The following is a 23141-nucleotide window of genomic DNA, read 5'->3' as shown; positions in this document are numbered from 1 at the left end:
TGGAATGGCACACGAATCGCTTGTGAACAAAGATTGGGCGCGCGTTGTCGCCCGACTTGGCGGAGCCGAGGCTCTGAACATTGGCGCGCGCAAGACGAAGGCGTTTGTCCGTCCGCGGGAGATCAGCAATGCGGTCGACTTGCTGCGCCTGATCTTGGCTTATTGCCTTGGTGAGAAAGGGCTGCGGTTGACGGCGGCATGGGCCACGTCGGTTGGGCTTGTCGATATCTCCAACGTGGCTCTGTTGTATCGCTTACGTCAGTGCGGAGATTGGCTGGCAATCTTGGTCGAGCAGGCGCTTGCCGCCGCGGCGCCGAAGGCGAGCCGCGGTCGTCTGATCCGTATTGTTGACGCCACGACGGTCCCCAAAGGCTGGGACGAGCGGCAGGAACAAGAACGCAGTGTGGCGTATCCATAGCGCGTTCGATCTTCCGCAGGAGCGCTTTGGTCACTTCGAACTGACCGATCAGCGAGCGGGCGAGACGCTGGATCGGATACCGGCGGTTGCCGGTGAGATCCGTCTTGCCGATCGCGCCTATCTGCAACCGGAGCGCATGGCGCATCTCGTCGATGCCGATGCGGACTTCGTGATCCGGGCCGGCTGGAAGAGCGCGCGCTGGCTCGATGCCGAAGGTAATCTTGTTGACCTCACTGCCGAACTGCGCAACGCCTCGGCGCGTGGCCTGATCGATCGGCCGATTTGGATAAAGCGCAAGTCAGGTGCGCCGCCGCTCGCAGTGCGTCTGGTTGCCGCGAAGAAGCCGGCGCAAGCTGCTGCGGCTGCGCGACGCAAGGCGCGCCGGACTGCACAAAAGGGAGGTCATCAGCTCTCCAGGCAAACACTTGACGCCGCAGATTGGGTGATCCTGGTGACCTCACTCAGGCCAGAGGACTTCACGACTGCAGATATCCTCGCCCTCTATCGGCTGCGATGGCGCATTGAGCTCGGCTTCAAGCGGCTGAAAAGCCTGATTGGCCTGAAGGGACCTCCCGGAACCGACGAGCGGTCCGCCAGACCCCATATCCTCGCTCATCTGCTGATCATTCTATTGCTCGAGCCGCTCGTCGACGAACTCGAAGACTCTCCCCGCTTGGCCGACGCCGCCTGACCCACCCAGTGACGTGGCGTCTGCTGCGCCAGCTCGTCGCTTCGCTACGGCAAGCGATCATTCCACAGCCCGCAATCGCTCTACTCTGCAGAGCCAGTCACGCTCTCTGGCGACATCTACGCGAGCCACCCAGACATAAGCGCCACTATCAGACTATGATCAAACTATCTTAGCGCCTATGGGCTTTCGCCGGGACGACACTGAGAATGCGTTGGGATCGTCGACGACGTCAGCGCGGCCTACGCGTGGCCCGCGTCGTTCGACAGCATGCCGGCCTCGATGCCGATCTTGCGCAAGGCGCGCGCGTATTTCTCGTCGACGTCGGTACCGAAGATCAATTCCGGATCGGCGTCGCAATGCAGCCAGCCATTGTGCTGGATCTCGTTCTCGAGCTGGCCCGGCGCCCAGCCGGCATAGCCGAGCGCGAGGATCGCGTGCTTCGGCCCTGCGCCCTTGGCGATCGCCTTCAGGATATCGACGGTCGCGGTGAGCGAGATGCCGTCGTCGATGTTCAGCGTCGCATCCTGAATGTAGAAGTCGCTGGAATGCAGCACGAAGCCGCGGCCGGTATCGACCGGGCCGCCCTTCATCACCTTCATCATCTCGGCATTCTCGGGCAGCTGGATCTGGTCCGACTTCTCGATGATGTCGAGCTGCACCAGTAGCCCGGGGAAATCGATGCTGCCGGCGGGACGGTTGACGATGATGCCCATCGCGCCCTCGGAGGAATGCGCGCACATGTAGATCACGGAGCGTTCGAAGCGGGGGTCGTTCATGACAGGCATCGCGATCAGCATCTGGCCGTCGAGATAGCCACCTTCGGCGGCATGGGCACCGACGGCCGGGCTTCTGCCGGCGGCGGTTTTGCGAGTCTTGCCTGTTTTGCCTTCAGGGCGCATCCGCAAAGGCCTTTCCTGCTGATTTGGCATCCTGATATCGGGTGGCGGTTCTGTCAATCAACCATCGACCGCCGTGCGGCGATGCATCACAAGCAATTCAATGGTTTGCACCGAAAGTTGCGGGTAAAGACGTCTCATGATCGTCATAGTTCCCTTGCGTGCCGCATTTGGCGTTGCCGCCCTGTTTTCCGTCGCATGTACGGCAACGGAGGTCCGCGCCGACGACGCCTCGCCGTGGCAACAGGACACGCATTCGGCGGTGCGGCTGCTCGCCGGATCGCGCAGCGGCGCGGTGCTGCTTGGCGGCATTGCGTTCCAATTGCAGGACGGCTGGAAGACCTATTGGCGGACGCCCGGCGATTCCGGCGTGCCGCCGCGGTTCGATTTCTCCAGGTCGGATAACGTCGAGGCGGTCACCGTGATGTGGCCGGCGCCGCGGCAATTCGACGACGGCGCCGGCGGCACCTCGCTCGGCTACAAGCACCAGGTGGTGCTGCCGCTGCGCATCGTGGCGAAGAATCCCGACAAGCCGCTGGTGCTGCGCGCCGACATCAACTACGCGGTGTGCGAGAAGCTGTGCGTACCGGTGGAGGCGAAGGCCGAGCTGGCGTTCGCGAGCGTCGCCTCGACCGAGGACGCCGCGCTTTCGGAAGCGCTCAACGCGGTGCCGAAGCCCGCCAATATCGGCGACCCCATCCCGTTCTCGATCCGCGACGTCAAGCGCGACGGCAAGAACAACGTGCTGGTCGATGTCACCGCGCCCGAGAGCCGCGACCTCAGCCTGTTCGTCGAGGGGCCGACGCCCGACTGGGCGCTGCCGGTGCCCAAGCTCGTTGCGCAGGCGCCGCCGGGCGTGAAGCGTTTCTCTTTCGAGCTCGACGGCCTGCCGCCCGGCGCCAAGGCCGACGGCGCCGCGCTGAAGCTGACGCTGGTCGGCGGCGACAAAAGCTACGAATTCAATATCAATTTGAATTGAGCCGTAGGGTCATTCCGGGGTGAAGCAGCGCATCGAACCCGGAATCTCGAGCTCCCGGTTTCAGTGCTTCGCACTGCCCCGGGACGCCCCCGAAGAGGTGCGTCACCGAACCCAATCTTAACGTTTCGTTGATAGATCGGAGGCCATTGCCGCCACGCGGCGCTTTAGGAATTTTCCGCCTTGGCTGTGATGGAGACACAATCGGCAACCTCCGCGCCATTGGGCCGGGCCGCACGCCTGCGCGGCCTCGCAGCGCGCGCGCTCGGCGGCACCAACGAGGCGTCAGTCACCAAGCGCCTCGCCGGCATGATCTTCGGCATCCGCGTCATCAGCGCCGGCATCGCCTATCTCGCGCAGATCCTGCTGGCGCGCTGGATGAGCGGCTCGGATTACGGCATCTACGTCTATGTCTGGACCTGGGTGCTGCTGCTCGGCAGCACCATGGATTTCGGCATCGCGCCCTCCGCGCAGAAGATCATTCCGGAATACCGCGCGCGCGGCGACCTTGCGGCGCTGCGCGGCTTCCTCTCCGGCGGCCGCTGGGTGGTGCTTGCGACGTCCAGCATCGTCGCGCTACTGCTCGCCGGCGTGATCCACCTCGCCTCGCCCTGGATCGATCCCAACGCGGTGCTGCCGCTCTATATCGGCTGCCTGACCTTGCCGCCCTTCGTCGTCGCCAACACCCAGGACGGCATCTCCCGCGCGCATGACTGGATGCAGCTCGGCCTGATGCCGCAGTTCATCGTGCGGCAGGGGCTGATCATCGCGCTGACCGCCGGCGCGCTGGCGCTCGGCCCTCAATCTCGGCGCCACCGCGGCGATGATCGCGAGCGCCGCCGCGGTATACATCGCGGCGATCGGCCAGATGGTCGTGCTCAACCGCCGCCTCACCGCCCATCTCGGGGTGGGCGAGAAGAGCTACGACGTCAAGGGCTGGTTCGCGATCTCGCTGCCGATCATGCTGGTCGAGAGCTTCTATCTGCTGCTCGGCTACACCGACGTGCTGATGCTGCAGCAGTTCCGCTCGTCCGAGGAGGTCGGCATCTATTTCGCCGTGGTGAAGACGCTGGCGCTGGTGTCGTTCGTGCACTACGCGATGGCGGCGACCACGGCGCACCGCTTCGCCGAATACAACGCGCTCGGCGACAAGGAGCGGCTGTCGGCCTATGTCGCGCACGCCATCAGCTGGACGTTCTGGCCCTCGCTGCTCGCGACCGTCGCCCTGCTGGTGTTCGGCAAGCCGCTGCTGTGGCTGTTCGGCCCGAAATTCGTCGACGGCTACAGCATCATGTTCGTCGCCGCGATCGGCCTCGTGGTCCGCTCGGCGATCGGGCCGGTGGAGCGGCTGTTGAACATGCTCGGCCACCAGAGCATCTGCGCGACCGCCTATGCGGTGTCGTTCCTGATGAATGTCGGGCTCTGCATCGCCCTCGTCCCCCGCTACGGCGGGATGGGCGCCGCCGCCTCGACCTCGCTGTCGCTGACCTTCGAGACGATCCTCTTGTTCTATGTCGTGCGCTCGCGCCTCGGGCTGCACGTGCTGGCGTTCGGCAAGCGGCGGACGGCGCCGTAGCATTCGGCCGGCGCGGCATCATGCGATGCATGAGCGCCGCCGGACTGGAAAACCCGCCTAACGGCGTTCAGCCTTGCGCCGGTCAGGCGCGCCTGATGTCCGCCTGCTTCCAAGAGTGGCCGGCAACCATGCGTCGGAAGAACCACAGAACGGCCGGGCAAGCCAGCAGCACGGCGGCGCCGAAGTCGAGCGCCGCGCTCGCGGAGCCGACCGCGGTGGAGAGCTTTCCTCCGATCGCAGGTCCAGCCAGCATGCCGGCGTAAAAGACGGTGTAGAATATTCCCATTCCGATCGGCCGCGTCCTCTGCTCGAGCACGCGCGCAGGCAGGCTCATGATCGGACCGGCAGGCAGGCCGCAGAGGATTCCAAGAGCAATGACGACGGGAAGCACCGTGCCGCTGCGCGACAAGAGCAGTGTCAGAAGCGCGAAGGCGATGCAGCCCGTGATCAGGATGACCTCGCCGCGCCTGGTCCGATCGGCGAGGAAGCCGCCCAACGGCACCGAAAGGGCGGCGAGCCAGAGCACGATACTGATGGTTGATCCGGCGGCGGCGCCGGACCAGCCTTGCTCGACCAGCATCGATGGACCGAAACTGAAGATCATCGCAAAACCGATGTTGTAGAGACACCAGATCAGCCCAGCGGCAATCACGGCGCAGATCGTGTCGGCGGTCAGGCTGCTAGGCTCGCCTTCAACCGCGACGGCCGCATCCGGCGCGCGATAAACCAGAGCTATGAGGCCGAGACCGATCAGGATCACCCCGGCGACGGCAAGATTGACGGCATGGAGTCCGAGCGTGGCTCCGATTGCCGGCAACAGCATGAGAGCGACTGCGATGCCGGCCGGCCATGAGTTGATGAAAATGGCCATCGCGGTGGCGATTTCCCGGCCGGCAAACCAGTCCGCGACCATCTTGGTCATCAGGACGTTCAGGAGGACGCCGCCGATGCCGGCAGTCAGCCGGCCTGCGATCTGCACGCTCCACGACGTCGACGTGGTCATCAGCAGTTCGCCTGCCAGCATCATCAGGAGACCGGCAAGGACCACCACCTTGTCGCCATAGCGGCGGCCGATCGCGCCGCCAGGCAAGGCAAGCAAGGCGCCCGGCGCAAAGTAGAGCCCGATCAGAACGCCGATATCGGCCAGGCTCGCGCCCAGACCCTGGCTGAGCTGTGGCGCGATGGCCGCGACGCTCTGAAACTGAAAGGCGATGGTGGCACGAGCGACGAACAGAGCAGCAAGAATGGTCCAGCGGCTTCGCATTTGGATTTTCTCCGATGCCCAGAACTATGTCGTCGGCTTGATGTTCTGGTTCAGGCGGAAGAAATTCGTCGGATCGTATTTGTTCTTGAGCGCGACAAGACGTGCGTAATTTTCACCATAGGCATCGCGCACGCGGTCTTCGCCCTCATCCCCCAGGTTGTTGGCATAGACGCCGCCGGTCGAATAGGGCCTGACGGCACTCCACAGCTCGCGCGCCCAACGCATGTTCGCTTCGTCACCGGCCGGATCGTCCCAGATCGCGACCGGAAAGCAGTCGAACGCCGCATCGCGGTTTGCGTAAGGCGAGCTCGATACCGGAACCCGTGCAATTGCGCCGCCGACATGCTGGAGAACCAGCAAGGACGAGGTGTTGGGGGCTCTCGCATAGGCGTCGAGCAGCGCGTCGATCGCGCCGGCACCGATCTCGCGCAGGAATTGCGCCTTCCAGTAATAGCGACGTCCCCGCGGAAACAGGGCATCGCCGCCTGACTGAATCTCGAGATAGGGAACGGTTGCGAGGCGCGTCTCGACGGGCGAGCCGAACTTGACGATCGGCGAAAGGGCGCGCTCACCGTCATGATGCGAGCCGACATAACAACCGGAGATGTTGAAGAACCGGTCGCCCGACGGCAGCGTCACAAGGGCCGCATCGACGTTGACCTCATCGGCAGCGTTGCGGGCGAATTCATCGTAGAACTGCATGGCCTCGCGCGCCTGATCGTAAGGATAAAGCGTTGACGCGACGGGCAACGACGTGCCGATCGCATGCAACTGGTATTCGAACGCAGTCACGATGCCGAAATTGCCGCCGCCTCCTCTCAAGCCCCAGAGCAGGTCGGGGTGTTCGGTCGCGCTGGCCCTTAAAACCCGTCCCTCGGCTGTCACCACTTCGGCGGCAATCAGGTTGTCGCAGGTCAACCCGTATTTTCGCCCGAGCTTGCCGAAGCCGCCGCCAAGCGTGAGCCCGGCGATGCCGGTATCGCTATTGACCCCCATGGTGGTCGCCAGGCCGTGCGCCTGCGTGGCACGATCGAATTCGCCGAGATCGAGGCCGGCTTCCGCGCGCGCGGTGCGCCGGACCGGATCGACATCGATGCGCTTCATCCGGGACAGGTCGATGACCATGCCGCCGTCACAGACCGAGAGGCCAGCGACATTGTGGCCTCCGCTGCGAACGGCCACCGGGAACGTGCGGGACCTCGCGAATGTCACAGCCTCGACCACATCCCGGGTATCCGCGCAGTAGGCGATCATGGCCGGCCGCCTGTCGACGGCGCCGTTCCAGACCTTGCGCGCCTCGTCGTAACCGGCGCTCCCGTCGAGGACCACTTGGCCCTTGAGCCGTAGCTGGGAGCTGGGCCGAAGCTCGGAATGCGGCTCGCCCATCACCTCGTTATTTGCCTGCCGCTGCTCCATCCGATTTGCTCCTCGTCAGGAATGCCCATGCCATCATCCCACGGCGTGCCAAATCGTCCTGAATCCGATCGGAAAAAGTTGCAAAATTTCGCCAAAAGCGATGGCTCCAGGCGATGGCGACGCTTGCAGCCCCAAAACAAAAGCCGGCCCTGATCCAATCAGGGCCGGCTTGTTCTGAGGCCGCCAAATCCCGCCGGAAAAATTACTCCGCGGTCCAGCCGCCGTCGATCGAGTAGTTGGAGCCGGTGATCTGCGCGGCATCGTCGCTGCACAGGAACAGCGCAAGCGCCGCAACCTGATCGGAGGTCACGAACTCCTTGGTCGGCTGCGCGGCGAGCAGCACGTCCTTGATGACCTGCTCCTTGGTCATGTTGCGCGCCTTCATGGTCTCCGGGATCTGGTGCTCGACCAGCGGGGTCCAGACATAGCCCGGGCTGATGCAGTTGCAGGTAATCTTGTGCTGCGCGAGCTCCAGCGCCACCGTCTTGGTGAGGCCGGCGATGCCGTGCTTGGCCGAGACATAGGCCGACTTGAACGGCGAAGCGACCAGCGAGTGCGCCGAGGCGGTGTTGATGATGCGGCCCCAGCCGCGCTTCTTCATGCCGGGCACCGCGGCGCGGATGCCGTAGAACGCGGACGACAGATTGATCGCGATGATCGCTTCCCACTTCTCCGGCGGGAATTCCTCGATCGGCGCAACGAACTGAATGCCGGCATTGTTGACCAGGATATCGACCGAACCGAAGGTCTTCTCGCCGAGCGCAACCATCTCGGCGATCTCGGCCGGCTTGGTCATGTCGGCCGGCGAATGCACGGCCTTGACCTTGAAGTCGGTCTCGATGCCGGAACGCTCCTTCTCGATATCGGCCGGAACGCCCATGCCGTTGAGAACGATATTGGCGCCGGCACCGGCGAAGGCGCGCGCGATCGCCAATCCGATGCCGCTGGTCGAGCCGGTCACAACGGCGGTCTTGCCTGTCAACGTACCCATTGTCGGTCGCTCCTATTTGCTTGCGGGGGGTGTGGGTTCATCCCCCGTGAGGTCGTAAGTCACCATGGTCTCCCCGGACTGCGGCCGTTCTAGCCATTCTTTGTGACGCATCGACAAATGCACGTCGCGGACGCCCGCGCCCCAGTGCTCGACCATCGCAACATGGGAGAAGTCGTAGTCCTTCGAGGAGCTCTCGTAGTTCTTGCTCTTGTAGATCAGGTGAACCACCGTGACGGTGTTCTCCTTGGACGCCTTGCGCAGCAGCTCGACCGACGGATCGTTCTTCAGGTAATCGGGCAGCTTGCCGATCAGGTCGCGTACCGCCATGCGGGCGTTGTGGATCTGCCGGTTCTTGTCGGTGTTCATCCGCGTCCGGCTGGAATAGCGGATGTCCTTCTCGCGCTCGGCGGCCTCCAGCAGCGTCTCCGGCAACGGCCCGCGCGCGCTGAACAGATCGACCTGGAAGATCAGGAGATCGCGGCTGGTCTCCTCGTCGAGCACGAAGTCGAGCGGGGTGTTGGAAGCGATGCCGCCGTCCCAATAATGCTCGCCCTCGATGACGACGGACGGAAAGCCCGGCGGCAGCGCGCCCGAGGCCATGATGTGCTCGGGGCCTATCTTCTTGCCGAGCTTCCTGAACTCGTAATTGTCGAAATAGCGGAAATTGCCCGAGGTGACGCTCACCGCGCCAACCGACAGGCGCGTCTTCAGATCGTTGATCCGGTCGAAATCAACGAGGCGCTCCAGCGTCTTCTTCAGCGGCGCGGTGTCGTAATAGCTCAGCGATTGCGAGCTGCCGGGCGGCCACAGCGGCGCCGGCGGAATCCGCGGCGTGAAGAAGCCGGGCACGCCGAAGGTCGCGATGATGGCGGCGCTGGTCTCGTTGAACAGCGAGCGGGCGCGTTCATGCTTCGAGACCGGATTCCACGGCACCGGCGCCGATACCATCTCCCAGAATTCCTTCAGCCGCGGCACGCGCTCGGCCGGCTCGTTGCCGGCGATGATCGCGGCGTTGATGGCGCCGATCGAGATGCCGGCGATCCATTCCGGCTCGAAGCCTGCGTGACAGAGGGCCTGAAAGGCGCCGGCCTGATAGGAGCCGAGCGCGCCGCCGCCCTGAAGAACCAGCACGCGCTGCGCTTGCGCCGGCGTCGAGGCAGGCGCGGTGTCGGAAGTATCCATTCGTAACCGTTCGCTCAAAAACGACTTGAGCCGCAACCGTGGCGACAGTTCGCCGCGGCGTCAATCAGCGAGATTATGGGGTTAGATCACGCGGAATTTATCGAGATCAGGTTGCCGCCAAAATGAGCGTCCAGAACACTTTGTACTTGGTGTTGGGAGCATAGACCGCCGCGATGCCCATTTTTGTGACACCGCTCTTCAGCATATTGGCCTTGTGCGGCGGTGAATCACGCCAGCCCGAAAAGGCTTCTGCCAGCGTGTGATAGCCGGCCGAGATGTTCTCGACCGCGACGGTGGCGGGATAGCCTCCGGCCTGCAGCCGCTTGCCGAGCGGGGCCTTCACGTCGTGGTCCATCTTGTTGCGGGCGGCCATCGCCTGCGATTGCTGCTCGGCGAGCTTGGTCAGGTCCGGATCGACCACCACGGTGCCAAGACCATTGTTCTGGCGATACTGCGAAAACATGATCGCGGCCGCCTGGCTATCCAGGACAGCGCCGGGTTGGGCCATGTTGAGATACATGGTCGGTTCTTCCGGGATTTTGGTGTCCGTGCCGCAGCCGGCAAGCAGCAGAAGCCCGAACAGGGCGACCGTCGTCCGTTTCACTGTAAGAAAACCCCCAAAGATTGGCCCGCCGTTGTTGCATACCAACCGTGGCTGAATGGTGAACAGGGGCTAACTTTTGGCTGCGAAATGCCGTCATTCCGGGGCGCGAAGCGAGCCCGGAATCTCGAGATTCCGGGCTCGGTCCTACGGACCGCCCCGGAATGACGGTGGATGTGGTCAGGAACCGTCGCCCGGATGCCTACTCCTGGGCGGCAAAGATCCGGTAGCGGCGGGGTTGCAGGGAGACGATTTCGCCGGCCTGGAGCTCGCGGTCGCGGGGGGCGTCGATCTCGATCACGGTCTTGCCCTCGCTCCCCGACAGGGCCACCTCGGCGCGCTGGATCGGACCGAACGAGCGGACGTGCCGGATGGCGCCTTCCAGGGCGCCGGTTCCGGCCGGGCCGACCGCCATGTCGTGGCGGCGGACGAACAGTTTTGCCGCGCCCGACGCCGCGCCCAAAGCCGGAATGTTCAGGGGACGGCCGTCCAGCCGCACCGCATCGCCGGCGACGTCGACCGGCAGCACGATGGATTCGCCGATGAAGCCATGCACGAAGGCGGTCGCCGGATTGTCATAGACCTCGCCGGGCGAGCCGATCTGCTCGATCTTGCCCTTGTCCATCACCACGACGCGGTTGGCGACTTCGAGCGCTTCTTCCTGGTCATGGGTGACGAAGATCGAGGTGACGTGGATCTCGTTGTGCAGCGAGCGCAGCCATTGCCTGAGCTCCTTGCGCACCTTGGCATCGAGCGCGCCGAACGGCTCGTCGAGCAACAGGATCCGCGGCTCGATCGCAAGCGCGCGCGCCAGCGCGATGCGCTGGCGCTGGCCGCCGGACAATTGGCTGGGATAGCGGTTGGCCAGCCAATCGAGCTGCACCAGGTCGAGCAACTCCTTGACGCGGGCGCGGATCGTCGCCTCGTCCTTGCGGATCGCGCGCGGCTGCACGCGCAGGCCGAAGGCGACGTTCTCGAACACCGTCATGTGGCGGAATAGCGCGTAGTGCTGGAACACGAAGCCGACCTGGCGCTCGCTGGCGCCGCGCGAGAGCGCATTCTCGCCGTCGATCGCGACCTCGCCCGAGTCAGGCCAGTCCAGGCCTGCGATGATGCGCAGCAGCGTCGTCTTGCCGGAACCGGACGGACCGAGCAGCGCCAGCAACTCGCCGTCGGCGACCTTGAGGTCGACATTGTCGAGCGCGGCAAAGCTGCCGAACGTCTTTACGATATTCTTGACTTCAATCGCCATCGGGCACCTCTGCCTCGTCGAGCCGCCGTTCGAGAACGGTTTTCGCCACCAGGGTGATCAGCGCCAGCATCGCGAGCAGCGATGCGATCGCGAACGAGGCGACGAACTGGTATTCGTTGTAAAGAATTTCGACCAGCAGCGGCATCGTGTTGGTCTCGCCGCGGATGTGGCCGGACACGACCGACACCGCGCCGAACTCGCCCATCGCGCGCGCGTTGCAGAGCAGGACGCCGTACAGCAGGCCCCATTTGATGTTGGGCAGCGTGACGCGGAAGAAGGTCTGCAGGCCGGAGGCGCCGAGCGAGATCGCCGCCTCCTCTTCCTGGGTGCCCTGCTCCTGCATCAGCGGGATCAGCGCGCGCGCCACGAAGGGGAAAGTGACGAAGATCGTCGCCAGCGCGATGCCGGGCACCGCGAACAGGATGTGGACGTTATGCGCCTGCAGCCACGGCCCGAAATAGCCCTGCGCGCCGAACAGCAGCACGTAGACCAGGCCCGAAATCACTGGCGAGACCGAGAACGGCAGGTCGATCAGCGTGATCAGGAAGGTCTTGCCGGTGAACTCGAACTTCGAGATCGCCCAGGCCGCGATCACCCCGAACACGAGGTTGAGCGTGACCGAGATCGCGGCGATCAAGAGCGTCAGCTTGATGGCGGCGAGTGCCTCAGGCTCCGCCAGCGCCGCGAGATACGCGCCGACACCTTTCGAGAACGCCGACGCAAACACCACGACCAGCGGCAGCACGACGAAGACGCTGAGGAAGGCGATCGCGAGCGCGATGATGATGAAGCGGATCGGCCCGGGCTCGGTGCGCAGATTGCGCTGCGCCGTCCCCGGCTCCGCGCGCGCGATCTCGAGCCGCGGCGCCGGCGCCGCGACGCTGACATCGGTCGCGGGTGCGTAGGTCCGCAGTTGCGTGGTCGAGGTCACCAATCCCGTCTGCATCGACATCGCAAGACCTCAATGCACGGGGATGCGGGCTTGCGCCCAGCGCTGCAGCCGGTTGATCAGGAAGATGATCAGGAACGAGGCCACCAGCATCACGACCGCGATCGCGGTGGCATCGGCGTAGCGGAATTCGGACAGCCGGATCACGATCAACAGCGGCGCGATCTCGGAGACATTGGGCAGATTGCCGGCGATGAAGATCACCGAGCCGTATTCACCGATGGCGCGGGCAAAGGCCAGCGCAAAGCCGGTGAGCAGCGCCGGGATCAAACTCGGCAGGATGACGCGAAACACCGTGTGCCAGCGATTGGCGCCCAGGCTCGCCGCCGCCTCCTCGATCTCGGGATCGAGATCGATCAGCACCGGCTGCACCGTGCGCACCACGAACGGAATGCCGATGAAGATCATCGCGATGAAGATGCCGATCGGCGTGAACGCGACCTTGATGCCGAGCTCGGCGAGCGGCGCGCCGAGCCAGCCCTTCTGGGCGAACAGCTGCGTCAGCGCGACGCCGGCGACCGCCGTCGGCAAGGCAAACGGAACATCGACGATGGCGTCGAACAGCCGCCGGCCCGGAAAGCGATAACGCACCAGCGCCCAGACGATGACGGTGCCCATCACCAGGTTGACGCATGCGGCCGCAAACGAAAGCCCAAACGAAATCTTCAGGGCGTTCAGGGTGCGGCGGCTGGTGAGGATGCCCCAGAACTGGTCGAGGCTCAGCTCGAACGTCTTGAGGAACAGCGCGGCCAGCGGAATCAGGATGATAACGGACAGCCATGTCAGGGTCAGTCCCATGGTGAGACCGAACCCCGGCAGGGTACTGCGCCGTGCAACCGCTGTGCTCACATATCCCCCTGATAATCCGATCAGTTCTTGTAGATCTGATCGAAGATGCCGCCCTCGGCGAAGTGCTCCTTCTGGGCCTTGGTCCAACCACCAAAAACGTCGTCGATGGTGAAAAGTTCAACCTTGGCGAAGGATTTTTCGTACTCCTTGGCGATCTCGGGATCGCGCGGTCGGTACGAGTTGCGCGCGGCGATCTCCTGGCCTTCCTTGGTGTACCAGTACTTCAGATAGGCCTCGGCGACGGCGCGGGTGCCCTTCTTGTCGGCGACCTTGTCGACCACGGCGACCGGCGGCTCGGCCAGGATCGACTGCGCCGGGGCCACGATCTCGAACTTGTCCGCGCCGAATTCGCGAAGCGCCAGAAAGGCTTCGTTCTCCCACGCCAGCAGCACGTCGCCGACGCCGCGCTCGACGAAAGTCACGGTCGAGCCGCGCGCGCCGGTGTCGAGCACCGGCACGTTCTGATAGAGATCGGCGACGAACTTCTTCGCCTTGTCCGCGGAGCCGAACTTCTTCTGCGCATAGCCCCAGGCGGCGAGATAGTTCCAGCGCGCGCCGCCCGAGGTCTTCGGGTTCGGCGTGATGACGCTGACGCCGGGTTTAATCAAATCGTCCCAATCCTTGATGCCTTTGGGATTGCCCTTGCGCACCAGGAACACGATGGTCGAGGTGTAGGGCGAGGCGTTGAGCGGCAGCCGCTTCTGCCAGTCGGCCGCGATCAGGCCCTTGCCCGCGATCGCATCGATGTCATAGGCGAGCGCCAGCGTGACGACATCGGCCTGCAATCCGTCGATCACCGAGCGCGCCTGCGAGCCGGAGCCGCCATGCGACTGCTTGATCTCGACGCTCTTGCTGGTTTCCTTCTGATAGGCCGCGGCGAACGCCTTGTTGAAATCGACATAGAGCTCGCGGGTCGGATCATACGACACGTTCAGCAGCGAATAGTCGGCCGCAAAGGCCGAGCTCGCCCACAACAGTCCCGCGACCAGCGGCAGGATACGACGGATCATTTCGCTCTCCATTCAACCTGAGAAATGTCAGGGAACACGCAAGACATAACTCACGGCGAAGTGGTCTTAAGTCAACGAAACCGGTTTTCTTTGTTTTCGGCGGCGCAGCGCGCTTGTGCTACGAAGTTGCCGCACTGCGAAGGCTTTGTCGCGTCGCCAAATCGCGACGAAGGCTCATCGCGATCGAGCGCCCTGCTCCATACCCTATGACATCTTCATCGTATGGATGCCGCATTCCGTCTTGGCCCGGCCGCGCCAGCGGCCGTCGCGCGCATCCTCGCCGGCAGCGGACCGGCTGCTGCAAGGCATACACCCGACCGACTGATATCCCGATGCGACAAGTGGATGCGGCGGCAGCTTGCCGAGCGTGTAGATCGCCTCGATCTCCTCGCGCGAGACGTTGGCGAACGGATTGAATTTCAGCCTGACGCCGTCATCCTCGACAACCGGGATGTCGGCGCGGGCACCGCCCTGGAAACGCTTGCGGCCGTTGATCCAGCCGGCGAACGGCTTCAGCGCACGCGCCAGCGGCTCGACCTTGCGGATGCGGCAGCATGCGTCGGGATCGGTGAACCACAATTCGCGGTCCGGATCCTGGCGCGACAGCGCCTCCTCATCGGGCTTGATCGAACGCACGTCGGTGAGGCCGAGCGTTTCGACCAGCGTGTCACGATAAGCCAGCGTCTCCTCGAACAGCCAGCCGGTATCGAGAAACACCACCGGGATCGCCGGATCGACGTCCGCCATCACCTTGAGCAGCGCGGCGGACTCGGTGCCGAACGACGACACCAGCGCCACCTTCTCGCGGCCGAGCGTCTTGACCGCGGCTGCGATCACCTCGGCGGGTGATGCCGTGCGCAGCGCGCGATCGAGCGCATCGGCCGCTGGCAATGCGGCCGGCGCCACTGCGAGCTCTGGTGCGAGCGTGCTCACTGGCCGGCGCTCTCCGAGTGACGCAGCTGCATGCGGCGGTTGAGTGCGGTGACGCGGCCGTCGCCGGTCGGCTGGTAGAACACCGAATAGCGCTTCATAGTCGCGGCGAACGCGTCGGCGTCGGCGTCCTTCTTCACCTCGAAGGCGTCGAAGCCGGCGCGCGTCATGAACACGAACTGGTCGCGCAGGATCTGGCCGGTGGCGCGCAGTTCGCCGTCATAGCCGTAACGCTCGCGCAGCAGGCGCGCCTGGCTGTAGGCGCGGCCGTCGCGGAAGGTCGGAAACACCAGCGCGACCGAGGCCAGCCGATCGAGATGCGGCACGAGATCGTCGAGGTTACGGTTGTTCGGCCAGATCACCCCTAGCTTGCCGGGACGGCGCAGCAGCGCCTCCGGATCGGCGAGAAAACGCTCGGCGCTCACCAGCACCGCGCCGTCGCCCGGCAGCTCGGCGCCGTCGGCGAGATGCACGAACAGATCGGTGGTGATTCTTCCCTGCTTAACGAGTGGCATAGACCCGCTCCCTGATAGGCTCGACGCCCAAACGCTTCACCGTATCGACGAACAATTCCTCGGGACGGTCGCGCAGCGCGAGATAGGCTTCGACAATGTCTTCGATCACGTCGGCGACTTCCGCATAGGGAACGGCCGGGCCGATCAGCGTGCCCAACTGCGCGTTCTCGTCCGCGCGGCCGCCGATCGTGATCTGGTAGAATTCCTCGCCGTTCTTCTCGACGCCGAGAATGCCGATGTGGCCGACATGGTGATGGCCGCAGGCATTGATGCAGCCGGAGATGTTGATGTGCAGCCGGCCGATCAGGTCGGCGGTGTCGTGGTTGGCGAAACGGCGCGTCAGCTCCTGCGCGATCGGGATCGAGCGCGCGTTGGCCAGCGAGCAGTAATCCAGCCCGGGGCAAGCGATGATGTCGGTGACGAGGTTGACGTTCGGCGTCGCGAGGCCGAGGCGGTCGAGCGCCTTGAACAGCTGCGGCAGGTCGCGCTTGGCGACGTGCGGCAGCGCCAGATTCTGCTCGTGGCCGACACGGATCTCGCCGAACGAATATTTGTCGGCGAGGTCGGCGACTGCGTCCATCTGCTCCGCGGTGGCGTCGCCCGGAGGGCCACCGACCGGCTTCAGCGACAGCGTCACGATCGAATAGCCCTGCACCTTGTGCGGCGCCACCGAGTTCTTGCGCCAGCGCTCGAACAGCGGATCATGCGCGGCCTGCTTCAGCTCGTCCGGCATGTGCGGCAGCTTCTCGTAAGGCGGATAGGAGAAGCGCGAGCGGACCTCCTCGATGGCGGCGTGATCGAGCGTCAGCCCGACATCGCCCATCGCCTTCCACTCCTCCTCGACTTCCTTGGCGAACTTCTCGATGCCGAGCTCGTGCACCAGGATCTTGATGCGCGCCTTGTAGATGTTGTCGCGGCGGCCGTACTGGTTGTAGACGCGCAGGATCGCCTCGACATAGCTCAGGATGTCGCGGCCGTGCACGAACGGCTTGATGGTCTTGGCGATGAACGGCGTGCGGCCGAGGCCGCCGCCGACCAGCACCTCGAAACCGGTCTCGCCGTCGGCGTTCTTGTGCAGCCGCAAGCCGATGTCGTGGATCTTGATCGCGGCGCGGTCGTGCTCGGAGGCGGTGATCGCGATCTTGAACTTGCGCGGCAGGAACGAGAATTCCGGATGCAGCGTGGTGTGCTGGCGCAGGATCTCCGACCAGATCCGCGGATCCTCGATCTCGCCGGGCGCCACCCCTGCCCACTGGTCCGAGGTGACGTTGCGCATGTTGTTGCCGGAGGTCTGCATCGCGTGGATGCCGACTTCGGCGAGATCGGCGAGCGCATCGGGCAGCTCGGCGAGCTTGATCCAGTTGAACTGGATGTTCTGCCGCGTGGTGAAGTGGCCGTAGCCGCGATCGTAGCGGCGCGCGACATGGGCGAGCCGGCGCAACTGCTTCGACGACAGCGTGCCGTAGGGGATCGCGACGCGGAACATGTAGGCGTGCAGCTGCAGGTACACGCCGTTCTGCAAGCGCAGGATCTTGAATTCGTCCTCGGTGAGTTCGCCGGAAAGGCGGCGCTTCACCTGGTCGCGGAATTCCGAAACACGCTCGTTGATCAGCGTGCGGTCGAGTTCGTCATATGCATACATGATGGATGAGCCTTACGCCGGCACCTGAAGATCGATCGTGACGCCCTTGGCGCGGATGTGTTCGCGAAGATTGCCCGGCTTGAGCTTGCCGCCGTCCTTGAGCTCGACCGGCGCGATGTAGGGGCCGACCGCGCCGACATCGTCAGCGGTGGCTTCGGCCAAGAGAGCGCGCGCGTCGTCGGAGGTGCTGACGACGGCGGAATCGGACAGTTCGGTGGACCAGCCTTGCTTGGCGGTCCGGTACACCACGGCACCATCCCAGGTGCGGTTGGCGGTCACCACCGAGGGGCCCGTGATCCTGATTTTCTTCTGTTCAAGCGGAGAGGTCATTCGGCAGCTTTCAGCAGTTCGGAGAACATCTGGTTGGAGAAGAGTTGGGTGACGTTGGACCGGCTCCACGGCGCGGAATGCGCGACCACGTCGCCGATGATGAGAATGGCCGGACCGCCGTCGACCTGTTTGACCAGTTCGGGCAGCCGCGCCAGCGTGCCGACCGCGGCCTTGGCATCCGGCCGCGTCACGCGCGCGAACACGCCGACCGGCGTCTCCGGCGAGCGGCCCGCGGCAAGCATGCCTTCGCGGATCGAAGGCGCCGCGGTCATGCCCATATAGACGACGACGGTCATCTTCTTGTCTGTCAGCACCGACCAGTCGACAACCTCGGCATCGCGCGCCTTGTGCGCAGTGAGGAAAGTGATGCGCAGCGCCTCGTGCCTGAAGGTCAGCGGCACTTCGAATTGCGCGGCCGCGCCCAGACCGGCGGAGACGCCCGGAATGATGGAGTAAGCGACGCCGGCGTCGCGCAGCGCCTCGATTTCCTCGCCGCCGCGGCCAAAGATAAAGGGATCGCCGCCCTTCAGCCGCACCGCGCGCTGGCCCGACTGCGCGGCCTCGATCATCAGCGCATTGATGGCGTCCTGGCCGATGCCGGGCTTGCCGACACGGCGGCCGACCGGGATCCGCGTGGCATCGCGCCGGATGCGGTCGAGAACTTCGGATGACACCAATTCGTCATAGAACACGACGTCGGCATCCTGCAGCGCGCGCAACGCCTTCACCGTGAGCAGATCCGGATCGCCGGGACCGGCGCCGACCAGCGTCACGTGACCGATGGCCTTGCCTTCCGCGCTCGCGCCGGCGAATGCGGCGGGATCGGCGATCGCGTTCAGCGCCTGCTCGGCCTCGTCCTTGCGGCCGGCCAGCACCAGCGCGCCAATCGGGCCGTCGACAATGCGCTCCCAGAAGCGGCGACGCAGCGGAAACTCCTCGATGCGGGCGTGGATCGATTTGCGGACGCCGCCGATGAAGCCGGCGAGATCGCCGATCCGCGCCGGCAGCACCGCCTCGATCTTCTCGCGGATGCGGCGCGCGACCACCGGCGACGTGCCGCCGGTGCCGACCGCGACCACGACATCGCCGCGATCGACGATCGCCGGCATGATGAAGGTGGAATGCACGAGGTCGTCCATCACGTTGACCGGCAGGCCGATCGCCTTGGCGCGCACCGACATCGCAACACCGATCTCGCCTGCGCCGGCACAGAGGACGGCGATGACATCGGAGAGGTCGGCGGTGAGCGGATCGCCTTCGGCGCACTCGATCCGCGCGGCGTCCTCCGCCGCGAGACCGGCAATGTCATGATCGCTGTCGGTCGCGTACCAGCGCACCGCGGCGCCGGCGGCTGCGAGCAGCCGCAACTTGGCGCGCGCGAGGTCGCCCGCTCCAACGAGCAGCACCTTGCCGCTTTGCAGATCCAGAAACACCGGCAGATATCGCATCAGACACTCGCTTCCCCAACTTGGGGGTTGACTGAAATTATTTTCTATTTATCTCTCGATCAAGGCCAGCAAAGAGAAAATTATTTCTTCTCTATTGCAGCGCAACTTTAGAATTTTCAACTCCACAGGCCAAGGCCAAGAGATGCATCTTCTCGACAACGAATCCGTCGCCGCCAGGACGCGGTCCGCAGCGCTTAGCAATGCATCTTCCGTGCCGGGGATTCCCGCCAATCAGGCGCCTCCGTCGATGGATCATCTCGACGAGCTGGAGGCGCAGAGCATCTACATTCTGCGCGAAGCGTTCGCCCGGCTGAAGAAGCTCGCGTTGCTGTGGTCGCTCGGCAAGGATTCCAACGTGATGATCTGGCTGGCGCGCAAGGCGTTCTTCGGCCGCGTCCCGTTCCCGGCATTGCACGTCGACACCGGCAAGAAATTTCCGGAGATGTATGCGTTCCGCGACCGCTTCGGAAAGGAGTGGGATCTCGACCTGCGCGTCGAGCCCTGCCCGCCGATCGACAGCGTCGACCCGACCCTGCCGCCGGCCGCACGTTCCGCCGCGCGCAAGACCGAGGGCCTGAAGCTCGCGCTCAACAAGTTCGGCTTTGACGGATTGATTGCCGGCATCCGCCGCGACGAAGAGGCGACCCGCGCCAAGGAGCGCGTGTTCTCGCCGCGCGGCCTCGAGGGCGAATGGGACGTCCGCGACCAGCCGCCGGAGTTCTGGGACCAGTTCAACGCCTCGCCGCCGCAAGGCGCGCACTTGCGCATCCATCCGATCCTGCATTGGACCGAGGCCGACATCTGGGCCTACACCAAGCGCGAAGGCATTCCGATCATCCCGCTCTATCTCGCCAAGGACGGCAAGCGCTACCGCTCGCTGGGCGATTCCGACATCACCTTCCCGGTCGCCTCCACCGCCTCCAACATAGACGAGATCCTCACCGAGCTCGACGGCACCAAGGTCCCGGAGCGCGCCGGCCGCGCGCTCGACCACGAGACCGAGGATGCGTTCGAGCGGCTGCGCGTCGCCGGCTATCTCTGATCAACACTTCAAGCAACACCAAGCTTCGTGCGAGCGTTCCGATGAACATGATCCTTCCCACTGCCTCGATCTCGGCAACGCCCAACGGCACGACGCGGCCGCAGGTGCGCATCGTCATCGTCGGCCACGTCGATCACGGCAAGTCGACGCTGGTCGGGCGCCTGCTGCACGAGACCGGCAGCCTGCCCGACGGCAAGCTGGAAATGCTGAAGGCGGTGAGCGCGCGGCGCGGCATGCCGTTCGAGTGGTCGTTCCTGCTCGATGCGCTGCAGACCGAGCGCGACCAGGGCATCACCATCGACACCACCCAGATCCGCTTCCGCACCCGCTCGCGCGACGTCGTGCTGATCGACGCGCCCGGCCACGCAGAGTTCTTGCGCAACATGATCACCGGCGCCTCGCAGGCCGACGGCGCGGTGCTGATCATCGATGCGCTGGAAGGCGTGCGCGACCAGACCAGGCGGCACGGCTATCTCCTGCATCTGCTCGGCGTGAAGCAGGTCGCGGTCGTGGTCAACAAGATGGACCGCGTCGAGTTCAGCGCCGACCGCTTCAAGGAGATCAGCGACGAGATTTCCGCGCATCTGATCGGCCTCGGCGTGACCCCCACAGCCGTGATCCCGATCTCGGCGCGCGACGGCGACGGCGTTGCCGAACGCACGCCGCGGATCGACTGGTACAAGGGCGCGACCGTGGTCGAGGCGCTCGATGCGCTCGAGCCGGCACGCCCGCTGGCCGAGCTGCCGCTGCGGCTGCCGGTGCAGGCGATCTACAAGTTCGACGACCGCCGCATCGTGGCGGGCCGCATCGAGTCCGGCAGCCTGAAGGCCGGCGACGAGATCGTGATCATGCCGACCGGCAAGATCGCGCGGATCAAGACCGTCGAGAGCTGGCCGGTGACGCCGGTGAACGCCCCACAGGGCGCCGGACGCTCGGTCGGCATCACGCTCGACCGCGAGCTGTTCCTCGAGCGCGGCGACATCATCGGACATTCCGGGCAGAGCCCGCGCGACACCCGCCGCATCCGCGCCCGGATCTTCTGGCTGCATGACAAGCCGCTGACCAAGGGCGAGCAGATCCTGATCCGGCTCGGCACCAAGGAAAGCCGCGCCACCGTGGTCGCGATCGAGAAGGCGGTCGATCCCGGCGCGCTGTCCAACGAAGAGAACACCGCGATCGCGCGCAACCATGTCGGCGAGATCGACATCTCGCTGGCGCAGCCGGTTGCAACCGATCCCTACACCGACAATCCGCGCACCGGCCGCCTCGTGATCGAGGTCAACGGCCGTATCGCCGGCGGCGGTCTCGTGCTGTCGGTCGACGCCGGCCGGCCGGCGGTGCCGGTCGATATCGTGCCGGTGGAGTCCGCGCTGCGGCCGGACGAGCGCTCGGCGCGCTACCACCACAACGGCGCAGTGGTCTGGCTGACCGGCCTGCCCGGCTCGGGCAAGTCGACCCTGGCGCGGGCGCTGGAACGGCGCCTGTTCGGCAATGGCGGCTCGCCGATCCTGCTCGATGGCGACACGCTGCGTGCCGGGCTGAACGGCGATCTCGGCTTCTCGCCGCAGGACCGCGCCGAAAACATCCGCCGCCTCGCCGAAGTCGCGACCCATCTGGCGCGCAACGGCCATATCGCCATCGTCGCCGCGGTGTCGCCATCGACCGCCGACCGTGCGGCAGCTCGCCGCATCGCCGACAGCGCATTCCGCGAGATCTATGTCGCAACGCCTGCCGAGGTCTGCGAGACCCGCGATCCGAAGGGCCATTACGCCAAGGCGCGCTCCGGCGGATTGCCGTCTTTCACCGGCATCACCAATGACTACCAGCCGCCGACCGGCAACGAACTGACCATCGACACCTCGATCCGCTCGGTCAGCGATGCCACCGACGAGATCGAGCGGATGCTGGCCACGACTGGCATCCTGTTCGACGAACTGACCGACCTCGCGGCGAATATTTAGCTTCTCTTGCTGTCATCGCGCGGCTTGTTGTCCAGGCGATCCAGTATTCCAGAGACAGCAATTATTGAGCCGATAGGCCGCGGCGTACCGGATGCCCCGCTTGCAGCGGGGCAGACGGCGGTGTTGAGGCCTATTCGGCCGCGCGGCTTGCGGCCCCGTGCCGTACCATCCCAGGCGATTGCCCGGTAACACGCTTGAACGCGCGGCTGAACGCCGCCTGTGACGCATAGCCAAGCCGCTGCGCGATCACATCGATCGGCTGGCGTTCATGCTTGATCCACTGTGTCGCGAGACGCATGCGCAGCTCGGCAAGATAGCGCAGCGGCGATTGCCCGGTCATGGCCTGGAAGCGCTCGGCGAACAGCGAACGCGAGCAGCCCGCCTCCGCCGCCAATTCAGCAACAGTCCAGTTGCGGCCGGGCTTGCGGTGCAGCGCGCCGATCGCGCGGCCGAGACGCGGATCACGCAAGGCCTCGAACCAGCCCATGGCGTTGTCGCCGCCGCATTCGACCCAGCCACGCACGATCGACGCGGCGAGCACATCGGCGAGCCGCGCCATCACGCCGACGGAGCCCGCCCGCGGCGTGCAGGTCTCCCGCTCCATGGCCTTCAGCATCGGTTCGATTTCCGGCTGGCGCGCAAGCAACGTGTCGGCCCGCATCACCTCCGGCATCAGCGCGATCAGCGGGCGCATGCCGCCAAGATCGAAATTCATGCAGGCGCTGAAGACCAGGACCGACTCGTCCTGCGGGCATCCTTCAGGGCAGGCCGATGTCACATCGACATTGCCGCACAGCGTCTCGGTCTCGAAACGCTCGACGTCGCAACTCGGCTCATCCGGGGCCGAGACAAGATCATGCGCGCCGCCGCGCGGCAGGAAAATCGCGTCACCGCATCCAAGGGGAAGCAGCGTCGCATCAGCGTAGCGCAGAAGTGCCGTGCCATGTGCAACGAAGTGGAATTGCGCGCGTCCGTACGGCGTTTCGAACCGAAACCCGAAGGGCGCCCGCGTCTCGATCCGACGGTAGTGAACGCCCTCAAGCCGCATGCCGAGCAGCAACTCGCTCACCAGATCGACGGCGGCGTCGGTCGTATCGGCGGCGGACGATCTGGACGAATGATCAAACATTGGAGCGTTTATGGCATAGATCGTCCAAAACCTCCAGCCTATGTCTGCGGCGGTGCAACATAGATGGAAGGTT

At 64.9% G+C, this 23141-nt stretch carries 21 protein-coding genes and 1 pseudogene; 6 read left to right on the top strand and 16 right to left on the bottom strand.

Going from position 1 to position 23141, the window contains the following annotated elements; all coding sequences use genetic code 11:
• Positions 1 to 4 precede the first annotated feature (4 nt).
• Positions 5 to 418, top strand: a complete 414-nt coding sequence (locus ACVMDN_RS42210; protein ID WP_253637911.1) for a hypothetical protein — start codon at positions 5 to 7, stop codon at positions 416 to 418.
• Positions 402 to 1109, top strand: coding sequence for a transposase (locus ACVMDN_RS42205; RefSeq protein WP_253588175.1), 708 nt, complete (start codon positions 402 to 404; stop codon positions 1107 to 1109). The genes ACVMDN_RS42210 and ACVMDN_RS42205 overlap by 17 nt, the downstream gene beginning before the upstream one ends.
• A gap of 239 nt (positions 1110 to 1348) precedes the next feature.
• Here ACVMDN_RS42205 and ACVMDN_RS42200 read toward each other — a convergent pair whose 3' ends face one another.
• Positions 1349 to 2008, bottom strand: a complete 660-nt coding sequence (locus ACVMDN_RS42200; protein ID WP_076824945.1) for a YqgE/AlgH family protein — start codon at positions 2006 to 2008, stop codon at positions 1349 to 1351.
• A gap of 136 nt (positions 2009 to 2144) precedes the next feature.
• Here ACVMDN_RS42200 and ACVMDN_RS42195 point away from each other — a divergent pair, with 136 nt between their 5' ends.
• Entirely contained in the window at positions 2145 to 2984 is an 840-nt protein-coding gene (locus tag ACVMDN_RS42195; RefSeq protein ID WP_076824943.1) for a protein-disulfide reductase DsbD domain-containing protein, read from the top strand.
• Positions 2985 to 3173: 189 nt separating this feature from the next.
• A pseudogene (locus ACVMDN_RS42190) lies at positions 3174 to 4557 on the top strand (oligosaccharide flippase family protein).
• A gap of 82 nt (positions 4558 to 4639) precedes the next feature.
• Here the strand turns inward: ACVMDN_RS42190 and ACVMDN_RS42185 are convergent.
• The 14 genes from ACVMDN_RS42185 to cysG all read right to left on the bottom strand — a co-directional run bounded on the left by ACVMDN_RS42185 (position 4640) and on the right by cysG (position 18936).
• Complete coding sequence (locus ACVMDN_RS42185; protein ID WP_076824940.1) at positions 4640 to 5821, bottom strand: MFS transporter; 1182 nt, start codon at positions 5819 to 5821, stop codon at positions 4640 to 4642.
• 24 nt (positions 5822 to 5845) lie between these two features.
• Positions 5846 to 7237, bottom strand: coding sequence for an FAD-binding oxidoreductase (locus tag ACVMDN_RS42180; RefSeq protein WP_083714879.1), 1392 nt, complete (start codon positions 7235 to 7237; stop codon positions 5846 to 5848).
• A gap of 202 nt (positions 7238 to 7439) precedes the next feature.
• Positions 7440 to 8228: a 3-hydroxybutyrate dehydrogenase gene (locus ACVMDN_RS42175; protein ID WP_057016155.1), complete on the bottom strand. Its 789-nt coding sequence runs from the start codon at positions 8226 to 8228 to the stop codon at positions 7440 to 7442.
• Positions 8229 to 8240: 12 nt separating this feature from the next.
• Positions 8241 to 9410 carry a DUF3734 domain-containing protein gene (locus ACVMDN_RS42170; RefSeq protein ID WP_057016154.1) on the bottom strand — a complete coding sequence of 390 codons (1170 nt, stop codon included), beginning with the start codon at positions 9408 to 9410 and terminating at the stop codon, positions 8241 to 8243.
• Between the two features lie 106 nt (positions 9411 to 9516).
• Positions 9517 to 10014 carry a CAP domain-containing protein gene (locus ACVMDN_RS42165; protein WP_028334729.1) on the bottom strand — a complete coding sequence of 166 codons (498 nt, stop codon included), beginning with the start codon at positions 10012 to 10014 and terminating at the stop codon, positions 9517 to 9519.
• A 199-nt stretch (positions 10015 to 10213) separates the two neighbouring features.
• Entirely contained in the window at positions 10214 to 11263 is a 1050-nt protein-coding gene (locus ACVMDN_RS42160; protein ID WP_028342240.1) for a sulfate/molybdate ABC transporter ATP-binding protein, read from the bottom strand.
• A complete protein-coding gene (gene cysW / locus ACVMDN_RS42155) occupies positions 11253 to 12215 on the bottom strand; it encodes a sulfate ABC transporter permease subunit CysW (protein WP_371852089.1) in 963 nt (320 codons plus the stop codon). Before cysW ends, ACVMDN_RS42160 begins: the two co-directional genes overlap by 11 nt.
• Before the next feature lie 9 nt (positions 12216 to 12224).
• Positions 12225 to 13031, bottom strand: coding sequence for a sulfate ABC transporter permease subunit CysT (cysT, locus tag ACVMDN_RS42150; protein ID WP_076824967.1), 807 nt, complete (start codon positions 13029 to 13031; stop codon positions 12225 to 12227).
• Positions 13032 to 13081: 50 nt separating this feature from the next.
• Positions 13082 to 14071, bottom strand: a complete 990-nt coding sequence (locus ACVMDN_RS42145) for a sulfate ABC transporter substrate-binding protein (protein WP_057016182.1) — start codon at positions 14069 to 14071, stop codon at positions 13082 to 13084.
• Between the two features lie 204 nt (positions 14072 to 14275).
• A complete protein-coding gene (locus tag ACVMDN_RS42140) occupies positions 14276 to 15004 on the bottom strand; it encodes a phosphoadenylyl-sulfate reductase (protein WP_057016152.1) in 729 nt (242 codons plus the stop codon).
• A complete protein-coding gene (locus ACVMDN_RS42135; RefSeq protein ID WP_076824938.1) occupies positions 15001 to 15516 on the bottom strand; it encodes a DUF934 domain-containing protein in 516 nt (171 codons plus the stop codon). Before ACVMDN_RS42135 ends, ACVMDN_RS42140 begins: the two co-directional genes overlap by 4 nt.
• Positions 15503 to 17158 (bottom strand): nitrite/sulfite reductase, encoded by a 1656-nt coding sequence (locus ACVMDN_RS42130; RefSeq protein WP_057016151.1) that lies wholly within the window; start codon positions 17156 to 17158, stop codon positions 15503 to 15505. Before ACVMDN_RS42130 ends, ACVMDN_RS42135 begins: the two co-directional genes overlap by 14 nt.
• Before the next feature lie 12 nt (positions 17159 to 17170).
• A complete protein-coding gene (locus ACVMDN_RS42125) occupies positions 17171 to 17488 on the bottom strand; it encodes a DUF2849 domain-containing protein (RefSeq protein WP_028334721.1) in 318 nt (105 codons plus the stop codon).
• Positions 17485 to 18936, bottom strand: coding sequence for a siroheme synthase CysG (gene cysG / locus ACVMDN_RS42120; protein ID WP_076824936.1), 1452 nt, complete (start codon positions 18934 to 18936; stop codon positions 17485 to 17487). The genes ACVMDN_RS42125 and cysG overlap by 4 nt, the downstream gene beginning before the upstream one ends.
• 247 nt (positions 18937 to 19183) lie before the next feature.
• Between cysG and cysD the strand changes: the two genes are divergently transcribed.
• Together cysD and cysC are read left to right on the top strand one after the other, a co-directional pair.
• Positions 19184 to 19978: a sulfate adenylyltransferase subunit CysD gene (gene cysD / locus ACVMDN_RS42115; protein ID WP_076824965.1), complete on the top strand. Its 795-nt coding sequence runs from the start codon at positions 19184 to 19186 to the stop codon at positions 19976 to 19978.
• 41 nt (positions 19979 to 20019) lie between these two features.
• On the top strand, positions 20020 to 21939 hold the full coding sequence (gene cysC, locus ACVMDN_RS42110; RefSeq protein WP_076824933.1) for an adenylyl-sulfate kinase: 1920 nt from the start codon (positions 20020 to 20022) through the stop codon (positions 21937 to 21939).
• 130 nt (positions 21940 to 22069) lie between these two features.
• Here the strand turns inward: cysC and ACVMDN_RS42105 are convergent, their stop codons facing one another.
• The gene (locus tag ACVMDN_RS42105; protein ID WP_246786651.1) at positions 22070 to 22987 is read right to left on the bottom strand and encodes an AraC family transcriptional regulator; all 918 of its coding nucleotides are present in this window, start codon (positions 22985 to 22987) and stop codon (positions 22070 to 22072) included.
• Positions 22988 to 23141: the final 154 nt, after the last annotated feature.

The sequence above is a fragment of the Bradyrhizobium sp. USDA 4510 genome (assembly GCF_054059095.1).
Note: the sequence above shows the minus strand (reverse complement) of the source record. Positions and strands in the feature narration are given on the sequence as shown.